A 24,589-nucleotide genomic window follows, 5' to 3' on the forward strand; every position below is an offset into this window, starting at 1 on the left:
TGATCCATCAGCTGGTCCCCCAGGCGGGCGTGCCGGGAACATAGGCCAGGTCGCCGTCGTAGCGGCCCGGCACGGCGACGTAACGCAGCACTTCGGTCGCGCCAACCTTGGAGGTAAAGAAACCGAAGATGGTGAGCTGCTTGAACATCGTGAAGTAATGCGGCATCGGTTCTCCTGCCTCGGCGGTGCCGGTTTCGGTCACCTCGACCGCGTGCTTCCTGGCCTCTGCATCCAGCGCGCGCAGCAGTTCAGTGCGGGCCTGCGGCGCAAGTGAAACGAAGCGGCCGCCGGCGCGTTTGTCGATATCGGCCAGGCCAGCACGGAACGTCGCCTGCTGCCGGGCGGTGTAGCAGTCGCTGACGAACGTCGCCATGAACGCACCGGCGCCTGTGTCTTTCGCCCCCGGCGTTTTCGTCCGCGGCAGGATGGTCTCGGCGATCTCGTCCAGCGTGCCGACATCGGCGTCGGAGAAGCGCGTCTTCGCCCATGCGGCGGGAGCCTGTGCCTGACCGAGCGCGGGCAGGCCGATCATCGCCGCACCGGTGGCGGCGACGATCATTTTCAGCAGTTCGCGGCGGTCCATCACAGGTTCCCCGCTTTCAGTTCGCGCACGGCATGGTCAGCAGCCCGCGCGGTCAGTGCCATGTAGGTCAACGAAGGATTCACGCACGCGCTGGAGGTCATGCAGGCACCGTCGGTCACATAGACGTTGGGCGCATCCCAGACCTGGTTGTGCTGGTTCAGCACCGACGTCCTGCGGTCACGGCCCATGCGCGCGGTCCCCATCTCATGGATGCCCTTGCCCGGGGCGTAGTCGTTGTCGTGCATCTCCACGTCCTTGACGCCGGCGGCCTCCAGCATCTCGGCGGCATCGGCGGCCATGTCCTTGCGCATGGCCAGTTCGTTGGCGCGCATGGCTACGTCCATCGCCAGCACCGGCAGTCCCCACTTGTCCTTGCGGTCCCGGTCCAGGCGGATCGTGTTGTCGTGGTGCGGCAGCATTTCGCCGAAGCCGGTCATGCCGATGCGCCAGTCACCGGGCACGGTCAGCGCCTCCTTCAGGTCGGCACCGATGTTCAGCTCGGCGATCTCGCGCGACCACCCCGTGCGGCTGGCACCGCCCTGGTAGCCGAAGCCGCGCAGGTAGCCGCGCCTGTCAGCGGCCACGTTGCGGAAGCGGGGAATGTAGAAGCCGCAGGGACGACGACCGAAGTAGTACTTGTCCTCAAAGCCTTCGACGCGGCCGGAGGCACCCGCGCCGAAATGATGGTCCATCACGTTGTGTCCCAGCTCACCGGACGAAGAGCCCAGCCCACCCTCCCACACATCGGTGGCCGAGTTCATCAGCAGCCAGGTCGAGTTGAAGGAGGAGGCGTTGAGGAAGATGACCTTGGCCGTGTACTGGTAGGTCTGGCCGGTCTCTGCGTCGATGATCTCCACGCCCCGCGCCCGCTTGCGGTCCTTGTCGTAGAGCACTTCCTTGACGATGGAGAACGGCCGCAAGGTCAGGTTGCCGGTCTTCATCGCCGCCGGCAGTGTCGCCGCCTGGGTCGAGAAATAGGCACCAAAGGGACAGCCGAGGATGCACTTGTTGCGGTACTGGCAGTTGACGCGGCCCTGCTCGGGCATCGGCTTGGTGATGTTCGCCGTGCGCGAGTGGATCATGTGCCGGGTTCCGCCGAAGGCCTTCCGGATCCGCGCGGCCACGTCCTTCTCGACGATGTTCAACGGGATCGGCGGCAGGAACTCGCCGTCCGGCAGCACGTCCAGCCCTTCGCGCGTACCGGCGATGCCGGCGAATTTCTCCACATGGTCGTACCACGGCGCGATGTCGGCGTAGCGGATGGGCCAGTCGGTGGCGATGCCGTCCTTGAGGTTCGCCTCAAAATCCAGGTCGGAGAGGCGATAGCTCTGTCGGCCCCACATCAGCGAACGCCCGCCGACATGGTAGCCGCGGAACCAGTCGAACCGTTTGGTCTCGATGTACGGCGATTCCTGTTCGTCGGCCCACATGCCCTGCAGGTTCTCGGCCAGCGCGTAGTCGCGCATCAGCACCGGGAAGGCCGCCTTCATCGCCTGTGTAGGCCGGTTGCGATGCGGGAAATCCCACGGCTCCTTCATCGCGTTGACGTAGTCCTTGACGTGCTCGATGTTGCGTCCGCGTTCCAGCATCAGGACCTTGAGGCCCTTCTCGGTCAGTTCCTTCGCCGCCCAACCGCCACTGATTCCCGAGCCAACAACAATGGCGTCGTAATGATTGTCTGCCATGGATCTCTCACCTGGTGGATATCGTTTCAGACGTCGCAGAGGCGGATGGCCTCGCGCAGCGAACCGACGGGATCCGGTGCCGCAGGCATGAATTCCTGCGCCAGATACCCATCGAAACCGGTGTCGCGGATCGCGCGACAGATGGCGGGGTAATTGAGTTCCTGCTGGTCCCCGATCTCGTGCCGGCCCGGCACGCCCGCGGTGTGGTAATGCTTGAAACAGGCGTGATGCCTGCCGATGGTGGCGATGATGTCGCCCTCCATGATCTGCATGTGATAGATGTCGTACAGCAGGCCGAAGTTGTCCGAGCCGAGCCGCTGGCACAGTTCCACGCCCCAGGCGGAGTGGTCGCACAGATAGTCGCGATGATCGACCCTGGAGTTCAGCAGCTCCATCACCAGCACCACGCCACGTTTCTCGGCCTGCCCGAGGATGCGCTTGAGGCCGGCCTCGGCATTGGCCATGCCCTCCTGCGGGTCCATGCCGTTGCGGTTGCCGGAAAAGCAGATGAGGTTGCGGTAACCGGCATCGGCCACCAGGTCGATATGCCGCGTGTAGCGCTCCACCAGCTGATCGTGGAACTCACGGCCGGCAAAGCCCTTGGTAAGGCCCAGCTCGGCGCCGTTGCACATCGAGCTGTATACGCCATGGGCCTTCAGGGTGGGCCAGTCTTCCGGGCCGACCAGGTCGATCGCGGCAAAACCGATGTCCTTCACCGTCGCGCAGAGCTGGGCGACCGACAGCTGCGGAAAGGTCCAGCGGGCCACGGAGTGCTTCAGGTTGCCCTTGAGCGGCGCAGTGGCGGCAAACGCAGGCAGAACGCCCGCAGCGCCCAAGCCAAGGCCAAGGCTCGCGGCGGCCGCCATGCGCAGCGCGTCGCGCCGCGTGAGGCCTGGGGCCGGTCTGATCGAATGGATGGACATCCACCTGCCGGCCTCCCAACCGGTATCAAACGCAACGATTCACGGCAATGCAATCGATTGCACCATAGAGGAGGAAATTGGCTGTTTGCAAGTCGCGGTGCACGAAAATCAATGGTGCGAGGCACAACTCCGCAGGAATCGCGGAAAAAGAAAGCCCCGCATGAGCGGGGCTTTCTTTTCTGCTGCGAACGAGCGTTCGATCAGAACGGAATATCGTCGTCAGCGAAATCATCCATCGGCGGCGCCGACTGCTGCGGCGGCTGCTGCGGACGCTGCTGGCCGTAGCCGCCGCCCTGGTTGCCGCCCTGGTTGTAACCACCGCCCTGGCCGCCACGCTGGTTGCCACCGCCACCGCCACCGCCGCCATACTCCTGGCGTGGGGCCTGCTGGCGCTGCGGACGCTCGCCGCCGCTGAAGTTGCCACCGCCACCGCCACCGCCGCCTTCACCGCGGCCGCCCAGCATCTGCATTTCGTCGGCGATGATGTCGGTGGAGTACTTCTCCACGCCGTCCTGGCCGGTGTACTTGTCGTAACGCAGGCTGCCTTCGACGTAAACCGAGCTGCCCTTGCGCAGGTACTCACCAGCAATTTCGCCGAGCTTGCCGAAGAACACCACGCGGTGCCACTCGGTACGCTCCTGCTGGTTGCCATCCTTGTCCTTGCGGACACTGGTGGTGGCCAGGCTGATACGGGTGATCGCCATACCGCCCTGGGTGTACTTCACGTCCGGGTCGTTGCCGAGGTTGCCGACCAGGATGACTTTGTTGATGCCGCGCGCCATAGATGGGTTCTTCCGTTGTCCGGGGCTGCTCCAGTGATAGCACACCCAGCGGGGTGCCGATACGCTGAACCGCCCACGGTTGAGAATGGGGGATATCGGAACGGGTCATCTTACCATTCCTGCCAGCCCCACCCCGTCGGGAAATCGCTGGATCCGCGTCGGATCCGGCCGCGATCGGGGACTGGCGGGCACGCCAGCCGGTGCGACGGGGGAGGCCTTTCGCCGCCGTGTTCAGAACTCCCGGGGGCCGATGCTGATCGTTTCCACACACTGCTGCCGCTCACCGTTCACAGTGCTGGTGTATGTCCTGACCGCCAGGGTGACGTTTCTTCCTTCGAGGTACCAGGTCTCGGGCTGCATGCCCCGAACGGGCACGCCCGCCAGCCCGATCGAGGTCAGCTTGCGTGCAAAAGGCTCGACAGGAAACGTACACACCTTGGCAGGATCGCTGACATAGGTGTCAAAGCTTGTCTGATGCCCCCCATGGCGAAAGTCCGAGTCCACCCAGAAGGACCACCCTTCCCTGGTTTTTCCTCTGCCTTTTACTGCGGAGGCCGAATCACCTTCCCGGACCAGTTCGACCCCGATTGCCTGCGCCACCGTCTGCGGCGGAATGCCCTTCCATCCCTTGCCCCCTTGGCCAGACAGCAACAACAGGATGCGTCCTTCAAGGTCGGCGGCACTTACCGTCAACGCCGGATGGGCGCTCAGGGGCCCGGAGACCAGCGCCGCTGCGACGGTGAGCATGGGAATCAGCAATGAAACGCAGTGGGAAATTCGCAGGTGACGATGCCACTTCATCGCGGCCTGCCGGCGGGCCTCAACGGCCCCTTGCTGTCCCCTGGACGATCCGGCATCTGCCGTGACGAAACGCATGCTTCTGCGATGGTCCGGTCCTCCTGCAGAGATCGATCCCGGATCCGTCGCATGCCACTACCCCGTCCTGTCGGCCCTTGTAGAGCGACTCTATCGCCAGCCCGCGCCGCCTGTCCATCGCAAAAAGCGGTTCAGTGCGGGTGGCACACGCCAAGCCTGCTGGTCCGGCGCCGCCCTGCCAAGCCGCATGGCATCATTCCCCGACCATCCCCCTTCCGGCCCCCATGACCATCAAAGGCAAAGCCACCTCCCTGGACATCGCCCACCTGGCCGGGGTCTCCCAGCCCACGGTGTCGCGGGCCCTGCGCGGCAGCCCGATGGTCAATGCTGAGACCCGCGAGCGCATCCTGCGTATCGCCCGCGAGCTGAACTACAAGGTCGACAAGAACGCCTCCAGCCTGCGCCTGCGCAATGCCGGCACCCTGGCCCTGCTGTTCTTCGAGGACCCGACCAACGACGACTCGCTGATCAACCCCTTCTTCCACTCGATGCTGGGGTCGATCACCCGTGCCTGCGCGCTGCACGGGCAGGACCTGCTGGTGTCCTTCCAGCAGCTGTCCACCGACTGGCAGGCCGATTACGAAGACAGCAACAAGGCCGATGGCATCATCCTGCTCGGCTACGGCGATTACCACGAGTCGCGCGACCGCCTGCAGCGGCTGGTCGAACAGGGCACGCACTTCGTGCGCTGGGGCGCGGCCCTGCCCGGTCAGCCGGGGGTGTCGATCGGCAGCGACAATTTCCAGGGCGGGTATGACATCACTGCCCACCTGCTCGAACAGGGCTGCCGCCGCATCGCCTTCCTCGGCCATGCCTCCAGCCATTACCCGGAATTCGAGGAGCGCTATCGCGGCCACGTCGAAGCGCTGCGTGCGCATGGCCTGACCGCCGACCCGGCGCTGCAGCACGATGCGATCACCACCGAGGCGTCCGGGCATGAGGCGTGCCTGTCACTGCTGGCCCAGGACCGTTCCATCGATGCGGTCTGCGCGGCCAGCGACCTGATCGCCATCGGCGCGGTGCGCGCGCTGCGCGAACAGGGCCTGCGGGTGCCGCAGGACGTGGCGGTGACCGGCTTCGATGACATCCCGCTGGCAGCCTCGGTGTCGCCGCCGCTGACCACCGTGCAGCAGGACACCAAGCAGGCCGGCCAGCTGCTGGTGGAGAAGCTGCTGGCGCTGATCGGCCGGCAGCCGGTGGAAGGCCAGAGCATTCCGGTGAAGCTGGTGGTGCGCGAGTCGTCGCTGCGCACGTAGCCCTTCGGTGGAGCCAGGCCATGCCCGGCATGCATGCGTGGGACGCAAGGCCGACGACAGCCGGGCATGGCCCGGCTCTACAGGACCTGCATCGCTACGCGCCGCCCGGCATGGCCGTGCGTACCGCCATGCTGAATTCATCCAGCAGGAAGGGCTTGGCGATCATCGCCATGCCTTCGTCCAGGAAGGCCGCGCGCTCCTGTGCCTTTTCCGCATAGCCGGTCATGAACAGGATCGGCAGCGCCGGTCGCGATTGCCGCGCGATCTCCGCCAGCTGGCGCCCGTTGAGCCCCGGCAGCCCGACATCGGTGACCAGCAGATCGATGCTCTGCGCCGAAGTGAGGATGGGAATCGCCGCATCGGCATCACCCACCACCTGGGCGTGGTAGCCCAGGTCTTCCAGCACCACCGTCACCAGCATCCGTACCTGCTCGTCATCCTCCACCACCAGGATGGACTGGCCGGCGCCGCGGCGGATCGGCTGCGAGGGTGCAGGCGCGTCCTCCACAACGGCCTCCGACAACGGAATGAACAGCAGCACCGTCGTCCCTTCGCCGACATTGGACTGGATGGCGATGTGGCCACCGGACTGCTGCATGAAGCCGTACACCATCGACATGCCCAGCCCCGTTCCCTTGCCGATGGGCTTGGTGGTGAAGAAGGGCTCGAAGGCGCGCTCGACCACTTCCGGCGCCATGCCGGCACCGGTGTCGGCCACCTCCACCAATGCGTAGTCACCGGCAGGCACGGCCGTGTACTGGCCTTCCCTTACGCTTACCGACGAGGCACGCAGAGTCAGATCGCCGCCGTCCGGCATCGCATCACGCGCGTTGATGGCCAGGTTCAGCAGCGCGCTCTCGAATTGGTTGGCATCCAGCGTGGCGTGCAAGGGCAGCGGCGAGGGTTCGGCGCGGATGCGCACCGCCTCGCCCAGGGTGCTGTGCAGCAGGTGCTGCACCGAAACCAGCAGCGTGTTGAGCTCCACCGGACGCGCATCCAGCGACTGCCGCCGGGAGAACGCCAGCAGGCGCTGGGTCAGTGCCGCCGCACGCTGGGCCGAGGCGGTGGCGGTGTCCAGGAAACGTTCGAGGTCGTCGACCCGGCCCATATCCAGGCGCAGCCGGACAATATCCAGCGCAGACAGGATGCCGGTCAGCATGTTGTTGAAATCGTGGGCGATGCCGCCGGTCAACTGGCCGATCGCCTCCATCTTCTGTGACTGCCGCAATGCAGCGTCGCTGGCCTCGCGCGCCGCCATCTGCGCTTCCAGTTCACGGGTGCGCTCGGCCACCATCGCCTCCAGCGCGTGCGCGTGCTGCTGGCTGCTGGCAAGGGCCAGCTTGGCCGCGGTGATATCGGTAACGAATACGTGGAAGCCGTCGATGCGCCCCTCGCCATTGCGGCGCGGCGAGTAACGCACTTCGCAGTCCCGGCGCCCGTACACGCGATGTGGCCAGACGATCTCGAACATCGCCTCGCGACCGGCCAACGCCGCTTCCATCGCCGGGCGACGCTGCTGCCACACGGTCTCGCCGATGACCTCGCGCACGTGCCTGCCGATGACCTCTCCGGTGGCCAGTTCGAACCAGCTTTCGTAGGCCTTGTTGGCGAAGCGGAAGCACAGCGCGCGGTCCACGAATGCGATCAGCACCGGCATCGCATCGGCGATCAATCGCAGCTCGGACTCACTGCGTGCCAATGCCGCGCGGCCGTCGGCCAAGGCGGCGACCTGGTCGCGCACCACGAACTGCTTGCCGCGCGCGCGCAGCGCGCCCTGTACCGCACTGAGCAGCGACACGCTTCCCAGTGGCCGGTCCATTTCCACCACGTTGATCGAGCCGGGCAGCAGCGGCTCGCGGGTGGAACGCCGATAGGAGCGCGCCGACCGCAGCAGGATGAACGGGATGTCGGACCAGGTGGGCTGCTGCTGCAACGCCTGCAGCAGTATCTCGCTGCCGCGTGCCACCGCTTCCTGGGTGACCACCACCAGCCCGGTGCAGTCATCAAGTTGCTCAGCCAGCACTTCCAGGCTTGGCGCGATGCCCGTCCTCAACCCTGCGCCGGCCAGCACCGCAGCGATGCTGTCGGCATCACGGCCGAAGGGAGCGACGATACGGACAACGGTGCCGCCCTCATCGCTATCGGACATCGGACTGGCCCAGCAGCGCTGCGCTGTCGCCGACGAACTCCGGCGTGCCGGTGAGGATGCCCTGGAAATCGGCCAATGCGGCACTGACCGTGATGCCGCGCCCGTCGATCCTCAGTTCGCGGATGGTGTCTTCATGCGCACCGCCGCGGTTCTTGATCACCGAGATCGCCTTGCGGATGCGTCCCTTCGCTTCGAAGAAGCGGAACAGCACCACCGCATCAGCGATGTAGGACACATTGAGGCTGCCGGTGGACATGGTGCCGACCAGCCCGTGCTGCGGGTTGATCATGAAGGTCGCCACGCCCTTCTGGTTGAGGTAGGACAGCATCTCGTGCAACTGCAGCATCAGCTGTTTTTCCTGCGGCATGGCGGTCACGTAGCCGTTGAGGCTGTCGATCACCAGCACACGGCAGTTGCGCTCCTCCACGGACTTGCGCAGGTTCCAGGAGAACTCCCCGGGCGACACTTCGGCCGGGTCGATCTGCAGGATCTCCAGCATGCCGGAGCGCAGATGCTTGTCCAGATCGATATCCAGTGCCGAAGCGCGTGCCAGCAGCGTGCCCACGCGCTCGTCGAACTCGAAGATGCAGCTGCGCTCGCCGCGCTCGCAGGCGGCCCACACATACTGCAGCGCCACGTTGGTCTTGCCGCTGCCGGCCGGGCCGGTCAACAGGGTGGAGGTACCGCGCAGCGGACCGCCGCCCAGCAGCCGGTCGATCTCGGCCACGCCGCTGCTGATGGGCGTTCCGACGAACCGTCCGTGATGTTCCGAGGCGATCAGGCGGGGGAAGATCTGCACGCCGCCGCGACGGATCACCATGTCGTGGTAGCCGGCAACGAAATCGACGCCCCGCAGCTTCTGCACCTGCATCCGGCGCCGCGCAGGGCCGAAGTCCAGGGTCAGGCGTTCCAGCGAGACCACGCCATGGCACAGGCTGTGCAGCTGGCCGTCGCGCTCATCGCCGGTGGACGTCAGGTCGTCCACCAGGAAAACCGTCGCACTCTTGGGCGCGAAGAACTGCTTTAGTGCGAGGATCTGGCGACGATAGCGCAGCGAATCCTGCGCCAGCAGGCGCAGTTCCGACAATGAATCGAACACCACCCGGGTCGGCCCGATGCTGTCCACCTTGGACATGATCAGGTTGACCGTCTCGTCCAGCTCCATTTCCCACGAATGCAGCACCGACTGCAGGCGGCCATTGCCCATTGCCCCTTCGGCCGAACCCAGCTCGAACAGGTGCAGACCGTCCAGCGACCAGCCGTGCGCCAACGCGACTTCGCGCAGCTCCTCGGCCGTCTCGGACAGGGTGATGTAGAGGCAGCGCTCGCCGCGCCGCAGGCCTTCCAGCAGGAACTGCAGGGACAGCGTGGTCTTGCCGGAGCCCGGCGGCCCCTCAAGCAGGTACAGCCGCGCCTGCGGCAGCCCGCCACCAATGATGCTGTCCAGTCCTTCAATTCCGGTTGTGATCCGCATGCGTGCCTGCATCGACGTCGACGTTTGAGGGGCAAAGCCTATCGGCGCCCCTGTCGACGCATTGTGTGATCCAGCGCAAGTCCAGATCCGCATTCAGAATGCCTTCACGGCGTTGGCGCGGGTTCCGGCCCTGGGCGCACACGCCAGCGCCGACGCGCGTGCGATGCGCTAGATTGGTACCACGCCGCACCATTCCACCCTTCCGGGAGAAGGCCTTTGTCCTCCGCCAGCATTTCCCACACCGCACCGGTGACGGCGGCGGACGGCGCGTTGCACCTGGGCTGAGGCCCACGCTCCTGCCCTCGTACCGGCAATGCCCTTCCGGGCAGCTCCCTGTCGAGGTTCCCATGCTCATTCCCGCGTCCGCGCACGACGTGCGCGCTCTGCTGTCCTGCACCGATCCCGCTGACGAAGCAGTCGCCCCGCCCGATGTGATCGCCATGCTGGCCGACCTCACCGCCTCCATCGAGCCCCGCTTTGCTCCAGCCGCATGGCGGATCGTCGAGGCCGGCCACACGGTTGGCCTGCTGTCCCTGACCTGCGCGCCGCGCGCCGGCGTACTCACCCTCGGCTATGGCGTCGCCCCGGCCCACCAGGGACGCGGGCTTGCCAGCGCCGCACTGGCCGCGTTCGTGCAATGGGCGTGGACCGACCCGCGCGTACGCATGCTGAAGGCGGAAACCGCCGTGGCCAACCGGCCCTCGCAGGCAGTGCTGCGCCGGAATGGTTTCTACGTGGCCGGCCAGGGCATGGATGCCGAGGACGGTGCACTGCTGTGCTGGCAGCTGGGCCGCCCGCCAACGGCACCATGACCAAAGGGGCATGACGCCGCCCCCGTTCAGCGCGATAAACAGCAGATCAACACACGGAAAGGTGTACGTCGCATGCTGAAGATCGATTCGCTGTCCAAGACGTACGCCAACGGCGTACACGCGTTGAACGGGGTCACCCTGGATATTCCCCGCGGCATGTTCGGCCTGCTCGGGCCCAACGGCGCGGGGAAATCCTCGCTGATGCGCACGCTGGCCACTCTGCAGGAGGCCGACAGCGGCAGTGCCACCCTGAGCATTCCGGGTGAATCGCCGATCGACGTGCTGCGCGACAAGGACGCCGTGCGCCGCCGCCTGGGCTACCTTCCGCAGGATTTCGGGGTGTACCCGAAAGTCAGCGCGCTGGACCTGCTGGAGCACTTTGCCGTACTGAAGGGCTTGACCCAGCGCGGTCAGCGCCGCGAGGTGGTCGATGGCCTGCTGCAGCAGGTGAACCTGTGGGATGCACGCAAGCGCAAGCTGGGCACCTACTCCGGCGGCATGCGCCAGCGCTTCGGCATCGCCCAGGCGCTGTTGGGCGACCCGCGCCTGGTGATCGTCGACGAACCCACCGCCGGTCTTGATCCGGAAGAGCGCAACCGCTTCCTCAACCTGCTGGCGGCCATCGGCGAGAACGTGGCGGTGATCCTGTCCACCCACATCGTCGAGGACGTGACCGACCTGTGCCCGACCATGGCGATCATGAACAAGGGCCAGGTGCTGCTGACCGGTCGCCCCACCGATGCCATCGAGGCATTGCAGCAACAGGTCTGGCGCAAGCAGGTGGAGCCTTCCGAACTGGCCGACCACGAGGCGCGCTACACGGTGCTGTCCTCGCGCCTGGTCGGCGGCCGCCCGGTGATCCACGTGCACAGCGCCAGCGACCCCGGTGATGGCTTCACTGCAGTGGCCCCCGATCTCGAGGATGTGTACTTCCAGCGCCTGCGCCTGCAGGCGCGTGCCCGTGCAGCCTGAGCGGAGCACACCATGATCCTCACCTTCTTCCGCTTCGAGCTGCGCGAGCAGCTGCGTTCGCCGCTGCTGTGGCTGCTGGCGTTCCTGTTCGCCGCGCTGGCCTTCGCCGCCGCCTCCTCCGAAGCCGTACAGATCGGCGGCGGCGTCAACAACGTGCACAGCAATGCGCCGATCGTCATCGCGCGTTTCATGGGCATCTTCACCATGATGGGCATGCTGGTGTCCACCATGTTCGTCAGCAATGCGTTGCTGCGCGACTTCGAGCTGGGCACCTCGGAGCTGATCTTCGCAAGCCCGATCAAGCGCCGCGATTACCTGGCCGGACGCATCCTGGCAGCCATCTGTGCCAGCCTGGTGGTCTACCTGATCATCGCGCTGGGCATCTTCCTGGGGCCGTTCATGCCCTGGGTGGACAAGGCGCGTGTCGGCCCGGTTTCGCTGGCCAGCTACGCTTGGACCTTCACCTGGATCGTGCTGCCCAACGTGTTGTTCACCACCGCCCTGTTGTCGCTGCTGGCGGCGCTGACGCGCTCGATCCTGTGGGTCTACATCGGCCTGGTCGGCTACTTCGTGCTGTATGGCGTGAGTGCGTCGCTGCTGAGCGATATCGACAACGTCTGGATCGCCACGTTGACCGAGCCACTGGGCATGCGCGCGCTCGGTCGCACGGTCCGCTACTGGGCCGCCGAGCAGAGCAACACCCGCCTGCCCGAGGTGGCGGGCTACCTGCTGGCCAACCGTGCCCTGTGGCTGGGGGTGGCCGCCGTCTTGTTCACCGCCACCTTCGCTCTGTTCCGCACCGAGCGTACCGGCAGTGGGCGCAGGCGTTGGGGCCGTCGCCAGGCTGTGGTCAGCGCCGATGCGCCGCGGCCGGCGGCGATCACCGCACCGCGCGTGCGCCCCCGCTTCAGCGCGGCAACCGGCTGGCACCAGTTCGTGCGCCAGGTGCGCTTTGACACCCTCGGCGTCCTGCGCGGGGTGCCGTTCATCGTGCTGCTGGTGCTGGGCCTGGCCAACTTCATCCCCGCCGCCCTTCACCAGAGCGCGGTCTATGGCACGCCGATCTGGCCGGTCACCACCGAAATGCTGTCGGCCCTGCAGGGCGCCTACAGCTGGCTGCTGGTGATCATCGTGCTGTTCTATTCCGGCGAACTGGTCTGGAAGGAGCGCGCGGTCCGCTTGAACGAAGTCAACGACGCCATGCCCGTACCCAACTGGGTACCGCTGCTGGCCCGGCTGACCACCCTGGTGGTGATCGTCGCCTGCTTCCAGGCCATCGGTGCGGTGGTGTCGATGGCCATGCAGCTGGTGCAGGGCTATACCCACCTGGAGCCGCTGCTGTACCTGAAGGTGCTGGCCCTCGGTTCGGTGTTCTATGTGCTGATGGGCGGCATGGCGCTGGTCCTGCAGGTCCTGACCAACAACAAGTTCTTCGGCTACGCACTGTTGATCGTGGTGATGATCGCGCAGGTCGCGCTGGGCCTGCTGGACTTCACCCAGAACCTGTACAACTTCGGCAACTGGCCCAACGCCCCGTACTCGGACATGAACGGCTACGGCCACTTCCTGCCTGGGCAGCTGGTCTTCCAGGCCTATTGGGGCCTGCTGCTGGCCGCGCTGCTGTTCCTTGCATCCGCGTTCTGGGTGCGCGGCGTCGGCGCCAATGCGCGCGACCGGCTGAAGCTGGCGGCACGTCGCCTGCGCGGTCCGACCGGCGCGGGCTTTGCCGTATCCCTGCTCGGCTTTGTCGCGCTCGGCGGATGGTTGTACTGGAGCACCAACATCCGCAATGAATTCCTGTCTCCCGACCAGCAGCGCGACCTGCAGGTGCGCTACGAGCGCGAGCTGTCGAAGTACAGGAACCTGCCGCAACCGCGCATCATCGCCGTCGACAACCGCGTGGACCTCCATCCGGAAACCCAGTCTATGGTCATCGATGCCGACTGGACGGTGCGCAACACCCACGCTGCCCCGATCAGTGACATCCACATCGCGATGGGCGATGACCGCAATCTGGTCAAGGTCGACCTGGGCGGGCAGACCCTGGCCTTCCATGATGTCGACCTGGGTTACCGCATCTACCGCCTGGCCAAGCCGTTGCTGCCCGGCGAGCAGCGGCAGGTGCATTTCCGCGTCGAACAACGACCCAAGGGCATCACCGCCGGCCAGGCACCCAGCAACATCGTGGACAACGGCACGTTCTTCAACAGCACCCTGCTGCCGTCTTTCGGCTACGACCCGCGCGGCGAGCTGGAGGACCGCAACGAACGGCGCAAGCGCGGGCTGGGTGAGCCGACCCGCATGCCGAAGCTGGAGGATGAAGCAGCACGTGCCAACACCTACATCTCCGACGAYRCCGACTGGCTGGACTTCCGTACCACCATCTGCACGGCACCGGACCAGGTCGCGCTGGCCCCGGGCTACCTGCAGCACGAGACCACCGTGAACGGCCGCCGCTGCTTCAGCTATGCGATGGACCGGCCCATGCTCAACTTCTACGCCTATCTGTCGGCGCGCTGGCAGGTGAAGAAGGGCATGTACAAGGACATTCCGATCGAGGTGTACTTCGACCCGGCCCATGCCTACAACGTGGACCGCATGATCGAAGCGGTGCAGAAGTCGCTGGCCTACTACGAGGCGAACTTCACGCCCTACCAGCACCGCCAGGTGCGCATCATCGAGTTCCCGGGCTACCAGAGCTTTGCCCAGTCCTTCGCCAATACCATCCCCTACTCCGAGTCGATCGGCTTCATCGCCGACCTGCGTGACCCGGACAAGGTGGACTACGTGTTCTACGTCACCGCGCACGAGATTGCACACCAGTGGTGGGCCCACCAGGTGATCGGTGCCAACGTGCAGGGCGCCACGGTATTGTCCGAATCGCTGTCGCAGTACTCGGCGCTGATGGTGATGGAAAAGGAGTACGGCCGCGCGCACATGCGCCAGTTCCTGAAGACCGAACTGGACCGCTACCTGGCCGGCCGGGGCGGCGAGCGCATCGAGGAACTGCCGCTGGAACGGGTGGAGAACCAGCAGTACATCCACTATCGCAAGGGTTCGCTGGTGTTCTACCGCCTCCGTGAGGAAATCGGCGAACAGGCGCTGAACCGCGCCCTGCAGCGCTTCCTGCAGGACAAGGGCTACCAGCAGCCGCCGTACACCACCTCGCGGGAGCTGCTGGACTACCTGCGTGCGGAGACCCCGGCCGACCGACAGCAGCTGCTGACCGACCTGTTCGAGAAGATCACGCTGTACGACAACCGGCTGGAGACCGCCAGCGCGCGCAAGCGTGCCGATGGCCGCTACGACGTCACCCTGAAGCTGCACGCCGCCAAGGTCCATGCCGATGGCCAGGGCAAGGAAACGCCGGCCGCGCTGGACGACTGGGTCGAGATCGGCGTGTTCGCCAACGGTCCCTCGGGCAAGGAACGCGACCAGAAGGTGGTGTACCTGCAGCGCCATCACATCACCACGGCAGCGCCGACGATCACGGTGACGGTGGATGCCAAGCCGGACGAGGCCGGTTTCGATCCGTACAACAAGCTGATCGACCGGGTGAGCGAAGACAACCGGCGCAAGGTGACGATGTGATGTGGCGGTGCCGGCCTTCGGGCCGGCACCGACCTCCTACGGCATCCACGCATGGCGCGGATCTACGGGGATGCATCCACGCATGGCGTGGATCTACTGGAATGCATCCATGCGCGGCGTGGATGCCGTACTGCCCGGTTGACGCCCTGGGCTACGCTGCGGGGCCCTGCGAACCGGCCTTCGGCCCCAGCACCGCCAGCAGCACGTAGATCACGATCGACGCTACGGTGCCGAGTGCAGCCAGCAACATGAAGGCAAACTCCGAACGGCCCTGCAGCCCTGCCCAAACGCCCAGATGCCAGGCAGCGCCAAGATTGATCAGCCAGGCGATGACGAACACCGGCCACTGCACGATGCCGACCGCGCTCAGCAATGGCGCGGCGATGAGGGCTGCGACGATGGCGCCGATCAGGAAGACCAGGGCAAGACGGGAATGGCGGGCCGAGGCGGTGCTCATGCGCTCAACCCGCGGACCATCACCAGCACCGGGAAGCCACGCGTGTTGGACTCGACGACGGGCTTCCACCCCAATCGCGCATACAGACCACCGTCCAGCGACTCGGTCTGCAGGTAGAGCTGCGATATGCCCATCGACCGGGCGTGCTTCACTGCGCGTTCGACAAGCGTGCTGGCCAACCCTCGTCCGCGTTGGCTGTCGGCCACATACACACTTCCCAGCCAGTGCTCATACTCGGGAAAACCGGGCATCTCACCGCGCTTGAGCTGCGCGGCGCCGACCACCTGCCCATCGTCGATTGCCGCCAGCAGATGCGGGAATCCCTGCGCGTCCTTGGGCTTGCGCAGCCGCAGACGCTCATCTTCCAGAGTGAAGCCTGCATCCTTTCCCCACTGCGCGTGATACCACTGCGCCAGCTGCTCGCACTCCGGCGCCGCTGGCGCCAGCATCCTGAACTCCATGGGTAACCTCGCTGTCCTGATCGTCCTTCAGGAAAGCATGCTTCACGTCTGCAGTCACTGCAAATTGTTGCAATCAACCAAGCCGTGCATGGGATCGGCTCCGCGGCGATCTGCACCTCAGCCCTGCGCGAAGTCCTTCAGGATCTCGCCGACGCCGCTGGGCGAGATCTCGAAGCCCAGCATAGTACCCGGGTTGATTACCACGCCGTAACCGCCCGGCACGCGACGCAGCACATCCAGCATCAGCCAGCGGACCTGATGCTCGGCCTGCTGGCTGTAGATGCCCACCCGCGCCGGATCGGTGAACACGGCCACGTGCAGGGTGCCCTGCTTGTCGAACAGCAGCGGATCGAAGCCACTCCCATCGGGCGTGACCAGGCTGCCGGTCAACAGCACCACCTGGGAAGCGACGAAGGCCTCCATGAACGCGCGGATCGGCACCGTTCCATCCATCGCGGCCTTGAGCAGGGTTTCGATCGGGGTCTGCGGGGCAAGGTCGGTCATGGCAGTACAGGCGCGGCATCAGGGGATGCCTATTGTGCCGGATGCCGCCTCACCGGGTAGTGCCGGCCGCTGGCCGGCAACTGCATTGGCTCCAACGACACGGAGGTTGCCGGCCAGCGGCCAGCATCACCGTTTGCGAGGCCCCGTGGGCGGTCAGCGCTTCAGTCGCCGATCGCGCGCCTGCTGGTCAGCCACGGCCTTGTCCAGTTCGGCCTGCAGGGCCGGCTGCTGCACGTCCGCATCCAGCACAAACACCTTCACCCCGTGCGCCGGCACCTCCGCCTTCAGGCTGCCCTTCACCGTCACCTGGCCGCCGTCCAGCGCGTCGCGCCAGAGGCCGGACTGCAGGTAGCGGTCCACGCTGAAGGTCTTCGCGGCATCGGCCTTGTTCAGCAGCACCAGCGCGGTCTGCGCCACGTCGCCGTGCTGCAGCACGCGGAAGAACACCGCTTCATCGCCCTGCAGACGTTCGTTCACCTGCAGGCCGCGCTGCAACGCAGGCGTACTCTCGCGCAGCTTGGCGATGCGCTGCAGCGGGGCGAAGATCGGGCTCTGCGGGGCTGCATCCACCCGCGGCTGGCCGAAGTAGGCACGGTTGCCGGCGTGCTCCGCACGGCCGCGCATGAAGCCGGTTTCCGAGCCGTAATAGACCACCGGAATGCCACGCGCGGTGAACAGCCAGTTGTGCGCGTCGATGAAGCCGCTGTCGCTGGCCTGCAGGCGCGGCATGTCGTGGTTGTCGTAGAAGCTCATCAGCTCGTACGGGTTGGCGTACGGGCCACCGGTCAGGTGCAGCGGCTCAGCCAGCGTTTCAAAGCCCTTGCCAGCGCTGCCGAAGGCCTGCTCCAGCGCGCCGCGCAGCGGGAAGTCGAGCACGCTGACATTGGCGTTGGCCGGCCAGGTGTGTTCGGCGATGCTGGCGGCGTTGTAGTCGAACGCTTCGCCGAACATGAACATGCCCGGATGCTGCGCGCGGATGCGGTTGACGAACTCGTGCCACCACGGATGCGGCAGCCAGCCGATGGTATCGATGCGCAGCGCGTCCACGCCCTGCGCGGTCCACTGCAGGTAGGCTCCCACCAGATAGTCCATCACCGCCGGGTTGTCCTGGTTGAAGTCGCTCAGCTCGGCCAGGTTGCCGTCGAAGATAGAGCCGTCCTTGCTGTCGACCGGACCGATGTTGTTGTAGAACGCGTGCAGCGGATTGTGCTTCGGGTCCAGCTTCTGCGGCGGCAGGTTCTGGTGGTCGGCGATCAGCGTGCCGTCCTTGCCGAAGATCTGGCCGAACTGCGGCTGCCGCTTGGGCATGGTCCATGCCGGCGACCCGTGGTTGCCGACGATGTCCAGCACCACCTTCAGGCCAGCGTCGTGCAGGCCCTTGGTCAACCCTGCAAAGTCCAGCTCCTCGCTTGGCAGGTGTTCGTCAAGTTTGTAGAAGTTGATGCCCCAGTAGCCGTGGTAGCCGGTCTTGCCACGGTCGGTCAGRGTACTGGTGCAGCTGATCGGCTTGCTGCCGGTGAAGGCTTCATCCGGGTTGTCGACGATGGGCGTGATCCACACCGCGCCGAAGCCGAGGTTGCGGATGTAGTCGGCATTGTCGAGCACGCCGCGGAAATCGCCACCGAGATAGCCGATGTTGCCGTCCACCTTGTCCGGGCACGGCACCGGGATATCGAACGTGCGGTGCTTGCCGCCCTGGTCGCGGTGATCGTTGGACGGATCGCCGTTGACGAAGCGGTCGGTGACTACGAAGTACACCGCGTCGCCGGCGAACGGTTCGGTGGTGCCGACATAGGCAGGGCGTGGCGCAGCCGCAGCGTGGCCAGCGAACAGCACAAGGGATACAGCAACAGACAAGACACCACGCATCACACCACCTCCGGACGGGACGGAACCCGCAACACGCACAGACCCGCAATCAACAGACTGCAGCCACCCAGCACCAGTACATGCATCGGCTGGCCTCCCAGCCATGCGCGCAGGGCGAAACCGAGCGCGCTGGCCGCGACCAGCTGCGGGATCACGATGAAGAAATTGAAGATGCCCATGTACACGCCCATCTTCGCCGCCGGCACGCTGTCCGACAGCAGCGCATAGGGCAATGAAAGGATCGAGGCCCAGGCAAAACCCACGCCGACCATCGACAGCAGCAGCCACTGCGGATCGTCGATGAACATCATCGAGATCAGCCCGGCCCCACCCAGCCACAGGTTGACCAGGTGGCTCCAGCGCAGGCCGATCGCCCGCACCATCGGCGGGATCAGGAGCGCGGCCAGTGCGGCGAAACCGTTGTAGGCACCGAACAGCACGCCCACCCAGTTGGCACCTTCGTTGTAGGCCGCCGATTCGACATCGGTGGAGCCGAAATGCATGCCGGCCACTGCGCGCGTGGTGAAGATCCACATCGCGAACAGGGCGAACCAGGAAAAGAACTGCACCCAGGCCAGCCGGCGCATGGTGATCGGCATCGCGCGCAGGTCGCCGACGATGGCGGCCAGCATGTGCGTGCCCGGTAGTACCCGCGCCGCCGCCAGCAGTGCGCCGTAACCCACGCACAGGCCGGCCAGCACGTACAGCATCTTGTCGCCGTGGCGCCACGCGATCAGTGCCGCCAGCAGCACGCCGAGACCGAGCCACAGCGCAACCTGCGTCCACGGCGCGGGCCCGGTGACCGCGGCCCCAGCGTGACGCGCCGGTGGTTCGGCATCATCGAAGCTGGCCAGCTCGTCGGGTGAATACTCACGGGTRCTGACCACCGTCCAGGTGATCGCCGCCAGCAGCACCACCGCGCCGAAGTAGAACGCATAGCGCACGGTATCGGGCACCTCGCCCGCCGCTGCCGTGTTGGCAACACCGAAGTGGGCCAGGATGAAGGGGAGGAAGCTGGCAACGATCGCGCCGACGCCGATGAAGAAGCTCTGCATCGCATAACCGGCCGGGCGCTGCCGCGGTGCCAGCTGGTCGCCAACGAAGGCGCGGAACGGCTCCATCGACACGTTGATCGAGGCGTCCAGCACCCACAGCGTGCCGGCCGCGATCCACAGCGTCGGCGAGTTCGGCATCACCAGCAGGGCCAGCGTGGTCAGCACCGCGCCGATCATGAAGAACGGGCGGCGACGCCCCCAGCGTGTCCACGTGCGGTCGGACAGATAGCCGATGACCGGTTGTACCAGCAGGCCGGTCAGCGGTGCGGCGATCCACAGTCCGGGCACCGCGTCCATGTCCGCACCCAGCGTTTCGAAGATGCGGCTGGCGTTGGCGTTCTGCAGGGCAAAGCCGAACTGGATGCCAAGGAAGCCAAAGCACATGTTCCAGATCTGCCAGAACGACAACTGCGGTTTTGCAGGACGGCTCATCGTGCGTCCTCTGCTGCGGCCACCGGCGCAATCTTCAGCGCCTGCACCTGGGCCTGGTTCAGCACGCCATCACGACCGCCCTTGCCGCCGGTGTAGTGCGCGAAGTGCTGCAGCGCGCTCATGTTGAAGCCCTCTTCCAGCGTCACCGTGCAGCGGCCTTTGGGTACAGCGAAGATTGCCGCGGTCGAGTCCTGCGCCGCCACGCTGTGCGGCAGCGTTACCGTGTGCCGCTGCGGAGGCTGGCCCTTGCACTGCACGGCCAGCTGCTTCACCGCCGCGGTCACGCCGGTGTTGATCGGGCCATTCGGGTTGATGTACTGCAGGCGCAGGCGCACGTGGCCCGCCCTGGTTTCATTGAACTGCCATTGCCGGCTGCCCCGCAGCACCTGTTGCGGGCCGACGCAGACCATCGGGCTGTGCAGAGATTCCAGCGCACCTTCGCGCCGGGTCAGGCTCAGGCAGTGCTGCAGGCCATCATCGCCGACGCGCACCTGGCCCTTGCTGGTCGTGGCCGCGACACCGTCCTGCCAGAGGACCTGGCCGGCAGCCACCGCGACCGACCAGCCCTTGCCACTGCGCTTTGCCTGCGGTGCCAGCGGCGTGGCCGGTGCCCGTGCATTGGCATCGGCACGCGGCACATCGGGGCTCACAGCTGCCGGCGCGGCGACCAGCTGCACGGTGGTCGTGGTGCCGCGCGTACGCGTTTTTCCCGCGATCAACAAGCCAGCGCCCACCTGCTTCGGGCGCTCCAGCACATAGCGCTTGCCGCCCGCCTCCAGACTGATCCGCTTCTGCTTTCCGAACAGCTCCGGCACCAGCTCGGCCGGCAGCTTGGGCTGCACGCGGCCGTCGTCCTGCACGCCGAACACGCCTTCGGTGACCATCGACAGATAGCCGGCCACCGACCACAGCTGGCGCTCGGAGTTGACCACCGGCCCGCTCAACGCGCCTTCGTCCACGTGCACGGATTGGCTCACCAGCTCATAGTTCTCCATGTTGGAACCGGCCAGCGCCGCCCCTTGCATCAGCGAGCGGATCTCGGCAGCAATGCGCGGCGCATCGTCCACCTTGCGCGCCGCGCGCAGCGAGTACGCGCTGACGAACGGCCAGATCGCACGATTGTGGTAGATCGGTTGCTGCGCTTCCTGCGGCCACACCACCGGGCTGCCGGCAGCGCCCATCGGATAGCCCGCCAGCGCCCGACGCGCACGTTCAGCAGGCAGCACGTCGGCGAGGATGCCCAGCGACAGGCCGAGCAGATCGATCTTGGCGTAGGGCACCGGGTGCGCCGCTTCGCCGATGTAGCTCATGTACTGGCCCATGTCTTCGCGCCAGAAGCGCGCGTCGATCTGCACCGCCAGTGCGTCGGCCCAGGCCCTGTACTGCTCGCTGCGCTCGTCGCCCAGCTGCGCGGCCATCTGCTGCGCCAGGCGCAGCGCCTGGTAATGCAGCACGTTGGTGGACAGCGCGTAGGAATCGCCGATGAAGCGCACGTCCTCGCGCGTCCAGTCCGGATAGGTCTGCTCGCGCCAGTCAAGGAACGAGGTCTCGCCGCGATACAGGCCCATCTGCGCGTCGAAGACCATCGCCCGGTCCTGCGCCAATGTGCCCTGCAGGGCCTGCCAGACCTGCTCGGCAAACGCAGGATCATCCAGCAGGTGGCGTGCGGCGAGGAACCACACCACGCGGTCGCTGCTGATCGGCCAGCTGCCACCGGAGCCGGTGTCCTGGGCCACGAACAGGCCGGGCGTGTGCCCGTCGCGCGCAGCCGACAACTTGAACTGCAGCGACTGACGGGTGCGGTTCGGGTCCAGCTTCGCCAGCGCCAGATCGGCTGCAAAGCTGACGTCACGCGTCCACACATACGGCCAGCGCGCGCCGGTCTGGAAGCACTCGCACGGTACCGGACGGCCTTCGTCGAAGGCCGGATCGCGGATGGCATCCACCCGGTCCTGGTCCATTTCCTGCTGGGCCAGCGCGAACAGCGCGTCGAACATCACGCTGCCGGTCTGGCTGCGCATGGGCGCGGCGGCGATGCGCACCTCACCCTTCGGCGCATGCAGGATGAAACTGCCCTTGGCAGCGGATTCGGCGCGCGCCTGGCGGCCGTCGAATGTCAGGTCGGCCGCGTGCGCGGTCGTCCCCAGCGCTGCCCCCAGGGCAGCGGTCAGGCAAATGATCTTCAGCATCGAAGCGGCAGACCGGCTTGCGCCCGTCGACCTCCCTCCCTCTCTGCACCGTTGTGGGTCCGCACTGCCGTTGCCGGCGTGCGGGCGCGGCACCTCCCTCAAGGTGCCCTGGCCCCATGGTAGACGCGGGGCTGTCGACTGCGTCCAGCTGCATACGTATTCATGGCGTGCAGTACCGGCAGGCCTGCCGGGCTGGCTTATGGTCCGGGTCTGTCAACGGCGCCTTGGGAGGGGAAATGCCGACGTCACCCACAACGGTACGCGCAGTGTTCGCGCACGCTTTCGGCCTGGCCCTGCTGGGATGGGCCGCGCTCGCACAGGCGGCGGCACCGCAGATCGCCAGCGTCGAATCACCGGACAAGGTGCTGAAGGTCAGCCTGGTGCTGGACGGCGGTACCGCGCGCTACCGCGTCGAGCGCCTCGGCCAGACCGTGGTGGCCGATTCGAAGCTGGGTTTTGAACTGCGCGATGGTCGCCTCGACCGCGACTTCAGCCTGCTGGCGCAGGAACGCCGCAGTGTCGACGACAGCTGGGAACAGCCCTGGGGCGAGCGCCGGCTCACCCGCAACCACTTCAACGAACTGACCGTGCACCTGGCCGAAACCACCGGCAGCAAGCGCCGGCTGGACCTGGTGTTCCGCGTCTACGACGACGGCCTGGGCTTCCGCTACGTGTTCCCCGAGCAACCGAACCTGCGCGAAGCGATCATCGATGACGAGCTGACCGAGTTCGCCATCGCGCCGGAGTCCACCGCATGGTGGATACCTGCGGGCGAGCCGATCCATTACGAATACCTGTACCAGCGCACGCCGCTGCGCGAAGTGCCGCTGGTGCACACGCCGATGACCCTGCGCAGCCACGACGGCCTGCACGTGGCCATCCATGAGGCGGCACTGGTCGACTACGCGGGCATGTGGCTGCGCCGCACCGAGGGCCAGCGCCTGCGCGCCCAGCTTTCGCCCTCGGCCGAAGGCTGGAAGGTGCGCCGCGCCCTGCCCTTCGCCACGCCGTGGCGCACCCTGCAGATCGCCGACCGTGCCGGCGGCCTGGTCGAGTCCGACCTGATCCTCAACCTCAACGAGCCCAATGCGCTGGGCGATGTGAGCTGGGTGAAGCCGGCCAAGTATCTGGGCGTGTGGTGGTCGATGCACCTGGATGAAGAGAGCTGGGCCACCGGACCAAAGCATGCGGCCACCACCGCAAAGACACGGAAGGTGATCGATTTCGCCGCCGCGCACGGCTTCCGTGGTGTGCTGGTGGAAGGCTGGAATCCTGGCTGGGACGGCAACTGGGTCGGCAATGGTTACGACTTCGACTTCACCCGCGCCACGCCGGATTTCGACATCGAATCATTGTCGGCGTACGGGCTGAAGAAGGGCGTGCACCTGATCGGCCATCATGAAACCGGCTGCGCGATCGAACACTACGAAGACCAGCTGGGTGCTGCGCTGGATCTGTATGCGCGGCTGGGCGTGGACCAGTTCAAGACCGGCTACGTCTGCGACGACGGCCAGGTTGATCGCCGCAATCCGGCCGGCGGCCCGCTGTGGCGCGAGTGGCACGACGGGCAGTTCATGGCCCGCCATCACCTGAAGGTGGTGCAGGAAGCCGCCCGCCGGCACCTGTCGGTGAACCCGCACGAGCCGATCAAGGACACCGGCCTGCGCCGCACCTACCCGAACTGGATTTCCCGCGAGGGCGCACGTGGCATGGAATACAACGCCTGGGGCCAGCCACCGAACCCGCCCGAGCATGAGGTCAACCTGGTGTTCACCCGCATGCTGGCCGGGCCGATGGATTACACGCCCGGCATCCTCAGCCTGAAGGGCCGCCACGGCCAGGCCATTCCCAGCACGCTGGCCCGCCAGCTGGCCCTGTATGTGGTGCTGTACAGCCCGATCCAGATGGCTGCCGACCTGCCCGAGCACTACCTGCAGCACCGCGAAGCGTTCCGCTTCATCGAGGACGTGGCGGTGGACTGGGAGCAGAGCCGCGTGCTCGATGGCGAGGTCGGCGACTACGTGACGATCGTGCGCCGCGACCGCAACAGCCGCGACTGGTTCCTGGGCAGCATCACCGACGAGAACGGCCGCGTGCTGCCGGTGTCGCTGGGTTTCCTGGAGCCGGGCGTGCGCTACCGGGCCGAGGTCTACCGCGATGGCGATGGCGCGGATTTCCGCAGCAATCCCTTTGCCTTCAAGCGCGAAACCCGCGTGGTCAGCAGCACCGATTCACTCACGCTGGTGCTGGCGCCGGGCGGCGGACAGGCCATCCGCTTCACCCCGCTGTGAATGCGCAGGTAGTGCCGGCCGCTGGCCGGCATCGTTGCGACGTGGATGGTTGCCGGCCAGTGGCCGGCACTACCGGAATGATGATCTGGAAGCGATTACAACTCTGCAAACGCCATTGAATACGTATGCAGGGTGATTCCCACGAAGAACGCGCTGCCTACCATAGCGGCGACGACAGCGGCCACCGCGTCGCACGTCCTCGACACCATCGGGACGACCACGAATCGC

General features: G+C 66.2%; 18 protein-coding genes. 5 read left to right on the top strand and 13 right to left on the bottom strand.

The window, feature by feature from the left end; translation table 11 throughout:
- Positions 1-7: 7 nt before the first annotated feature.
- The 5 genes from AB4Y98_RS04395 to AB4Y98_RS04415 form a co-directional block, all read right to left on the bottom strand.
- Positions 8-583, bottom strand: a complete 576-nt coding sequence (locus AB4Y98_RS04395) for a gluconate 2-dehydrogenase subunit 3 family protein (protein ID WP_336025729.1) — start codon at positions 581-583, stop codon at positions 8-10.
- A complete protein-coding gene (locus AB4Y98_RS04400; protein WP_363730385.1) occupies positions 583-2,268 on the bottom strand; it encodes a GMC family oxidoreductase in 1,686 nt (561 codons plus the stop codon). Before AB4Y98_RS04400 ends, AB4Y98_RS04395 begins: the two co-directional genes overlap by 1 nt.
- A 26-nt stretch (positions 2,269-2,294) precedes the next feature.
- Entirely contained in the window at positions 2,295-3,191 is an 897-nt protein-coding gene (locus AB4Y98_RS04405; RefSeq protein WP_442243857.1) for a TIM barrel protein, read from the bottom strand.
- Between the two features lie 200 nt (positions 3,192-3,391).
- Complete coding sequence (ssb, locus tag AB4Y98_RS04410) at positions 3,392-3,973, bottom strand: single-stranded DNA-binding protein (protein ID WP_442243858.1); 582 nt, start codon at positions 3,971-3,973, stop codon at positions 3,392-3,394.
- A 231-nt stretch (positions 3,974-4,204) separates the two neighbouring features.
- Complete coding sequence (locus AB4Y98_RS04415) at positions 4,205-4,849, bottom strand: hypothetical protein (protein WP_428703406.1); 645 nt, start codon at positions 4,847-4,849, stop codon at positions 4,205-4,207.
- Positions 4,850-5,073: 224 nt separating this feature from the next.
- On the opposite strand from AB4Y98_RS04415, the gene AB4Y98_RS04420 reads away from it, so the two are divergent.
- Positions 5,074-6,105 carry a LacI family DNA-binding transcriptional regulator gene (locus tag AB4Y98_RS04420; protein WP_442243859.1) on the top strand — a complete coding sequence of 344 codons (1,032 nt, stop codon included), beginning with the start codon at positions 5,074-5,076 and terminating at the stop codon, positions 6,103-6,105.
- Between the two features lie 94 nt (positions 6,106-6,199).
- On the opposite strand, the gene AB4Y98_RS04425 is transcribed toward AB4Y98_RS04420, so the two are convergent.
- Both AB4Y98_RS04425 and AB4Y98_RS04430 read right to left on the bottom strand, forming a co-directional pair.
- The gene (locus AB4Y98_RS04425) at positions 6,200-8,254 is read right to left on the bottom strand and encodes an ATP-binding protein (RefSeq protein WP_442243860.1); all 2,055 of its coding nucleotides are present in this window, start codon (positions 8,252-8,254) and stop codon (positions 6,200-6,202) included.
- Positions 8,244-9,740 carry an ATPase domain-containing protein gene (locus tag AB4Y98_RS04430; protein ID WP_442243861.1) on the bottom strand — a complete coding sequence of 499 codons (1,497 nt, stop codon included), beginning with the start codon at positions 9,738-9,740 and terminating at the stop codon, positions 8,244-8,246. Before AB4Y98_RS04430 ends, AB4Y98_RS04425 begins: the two co-directional genes overlap by 11 nt.
- Positions 9,741-10,075: 335 nt before the next feature.
- Between AB4Y98_RS04430 and AB4Y98_RS04435 the strand changes: the two genes are divergently transcribed.
- From AB4Y98_RS04435 to AB4Y98_RS04445, 3 genes are all read left to right on the top strand, one after another.
- The gene (locus AB4Y98_RS04435) at positions 10,076-10,540 is read left to right on the top strand and encodes a GNAT family N-acetyltransferase (RefSeq protein WP_442243862.1); all 465 of its coding nucleotides are present in this window, start codon (positions 10,076-10,078) and stop codon (positions 10,538-10,540) included.
- A 72-nt stretch (positions 10,541-10,612) separates the two neighbouring features.
- Positions 10,613-11,512 (top strand): ABC transporter ATP-binding protein, encoded by a 900-nt coding sequence (locus AB4Y98_RS04440; protein ID WP_059063355.1) that lies wholly within the window; start codon positions 10,613-10,615, stop codon positions 11,510-11,512.
- 12 nt (positions 11,513-11,524) lie between these two features.
- Entirely contained in the window at positions 11,525-15,103 is a 3,579-nt protein-coding gene (locus tag AB4Y98_RS04445; protein ID WP_442243863.1) for an ABC transporter permease/M1 family aminopeptidase, read from the top strand.
- A gap of 151 nt (positions 15,104-15,254) precedes the next feature.
- Here the strand turns inward: AB4Y98_RS04445 and AB4Y98_RS04450 are convergent, their stop codons facing one another.
- From AB4Y98_RS04450 to AB4Y98_RS04475, 6 genes are all read right to left on the bottom strand, one after another.
- The gene (locus tag AB4Y98_RS04450; RefSeq protein ID WP_033830565.1) at positions 15,255-15,560 is read right to left on the bottom strand and encodes a hypothetical protein; all 306 of its coding nucleotides are present in this window, start codon (positions 15,558-15,560) and stop codon (positions 15,255-15,257) included.
- Positions 15,557-16,021 (bottom strand): GNAT family N-acetyltransferase, encoded by a 465-nt coding sequence (locus AB4Y98_RS04455; protein WP_088101569.1) that lies wholly within the window; start codon positions 16,019-16,021, stop codon positions 15,557-15,559. The genes AB4Y98_RS04450 and AB4Y98_RS04455 overlap by 4 nt, the downstream gene beginning before the upstream one ends.
- A 117-nt stretch (positions 16,022-16,138) precedes the next feature.
- Positions 16,139-16,525: an SseB family protein gene (locus tag AB4Y98_RS04460; RefSeq protein WP_442243864.1), complete on the bottom strand. Its 387-nt coding sequence runs from the start codon at positions 16,523-16,525 to the stop codon at positions 16,139-16,141.
- A gap of 153 nt (positions 16,526-16,678) precedes the next feature.
- A complete protein-coding gene (locus tag AB4Y98_RS04465) occupies positions 16,679-18,394 on the bottom strand; it encodes an alpha-amylase family glycosyl hydrolase (protein WP_442243865.1) in 1,716 nt (571 codons plus the stop codon).
- Positions 18,394-19,881 carry an MFS transporter gene (locus tag AB4Y98_RS04470; protein ID WP_394196211.1) on the bottom strand — a complete coding sequence of 496 codons (1,488 nt, stop codon included), beginning with the start codon at positions 19,879-19,881 and terminating at the stop codon, positions 18,394-18,396. Before AB4Y98_RS04470 ends, AB4Y98_RS04465 begins: the two co-directional genes overlap by 1 nt.
- On the bottom strand, positions 19,878-22,070 hold the full coding sequence (locus AB4Y98_RS04475) for an alpha-L-rhamnosidase-related protein (RefSeq protein ID WP_394196213.1): 2,193 nt from the start codon (positions 22,068-22,070) through the stop codon (positions 19,878-19,880). Before AB4Y98_RS04475 ends, AB4Y98_RS04470 begins: the two co-directional genes overlap by 4 nt.
- 236 nt (positions 22,071-22,306) lie before the next feature.
- On the opposite strand from AB4Y98_RS04475, the gene AB4Y98_RS04480 reads away from it, so the two are divergent.
- A complete protein-coding gene (locus tag AB4Y98_RS04480; protein ID WP_253078469.1) occupies positions 22,307-24,361 on the top strand; it encodes a glycoside hydrolase family 97 protein in 2,055 nt (684 codons plus the stop codon).
- Positions 24,362-24,589 lie beyond the last annotated feature (228 nt).

It is taken from the genome of Stenotrophomonas sp. 2YAF26, assembly GCF_052114625.1.
Taxonomy (GTDB): domain Bacteria; phylum Pseudomonadota; class Gammaproteobacteria; order Xanthomonadales; family Xanthomonadaceae; genus Stenotrophomonas; species Stenotrophomonas indicatrix.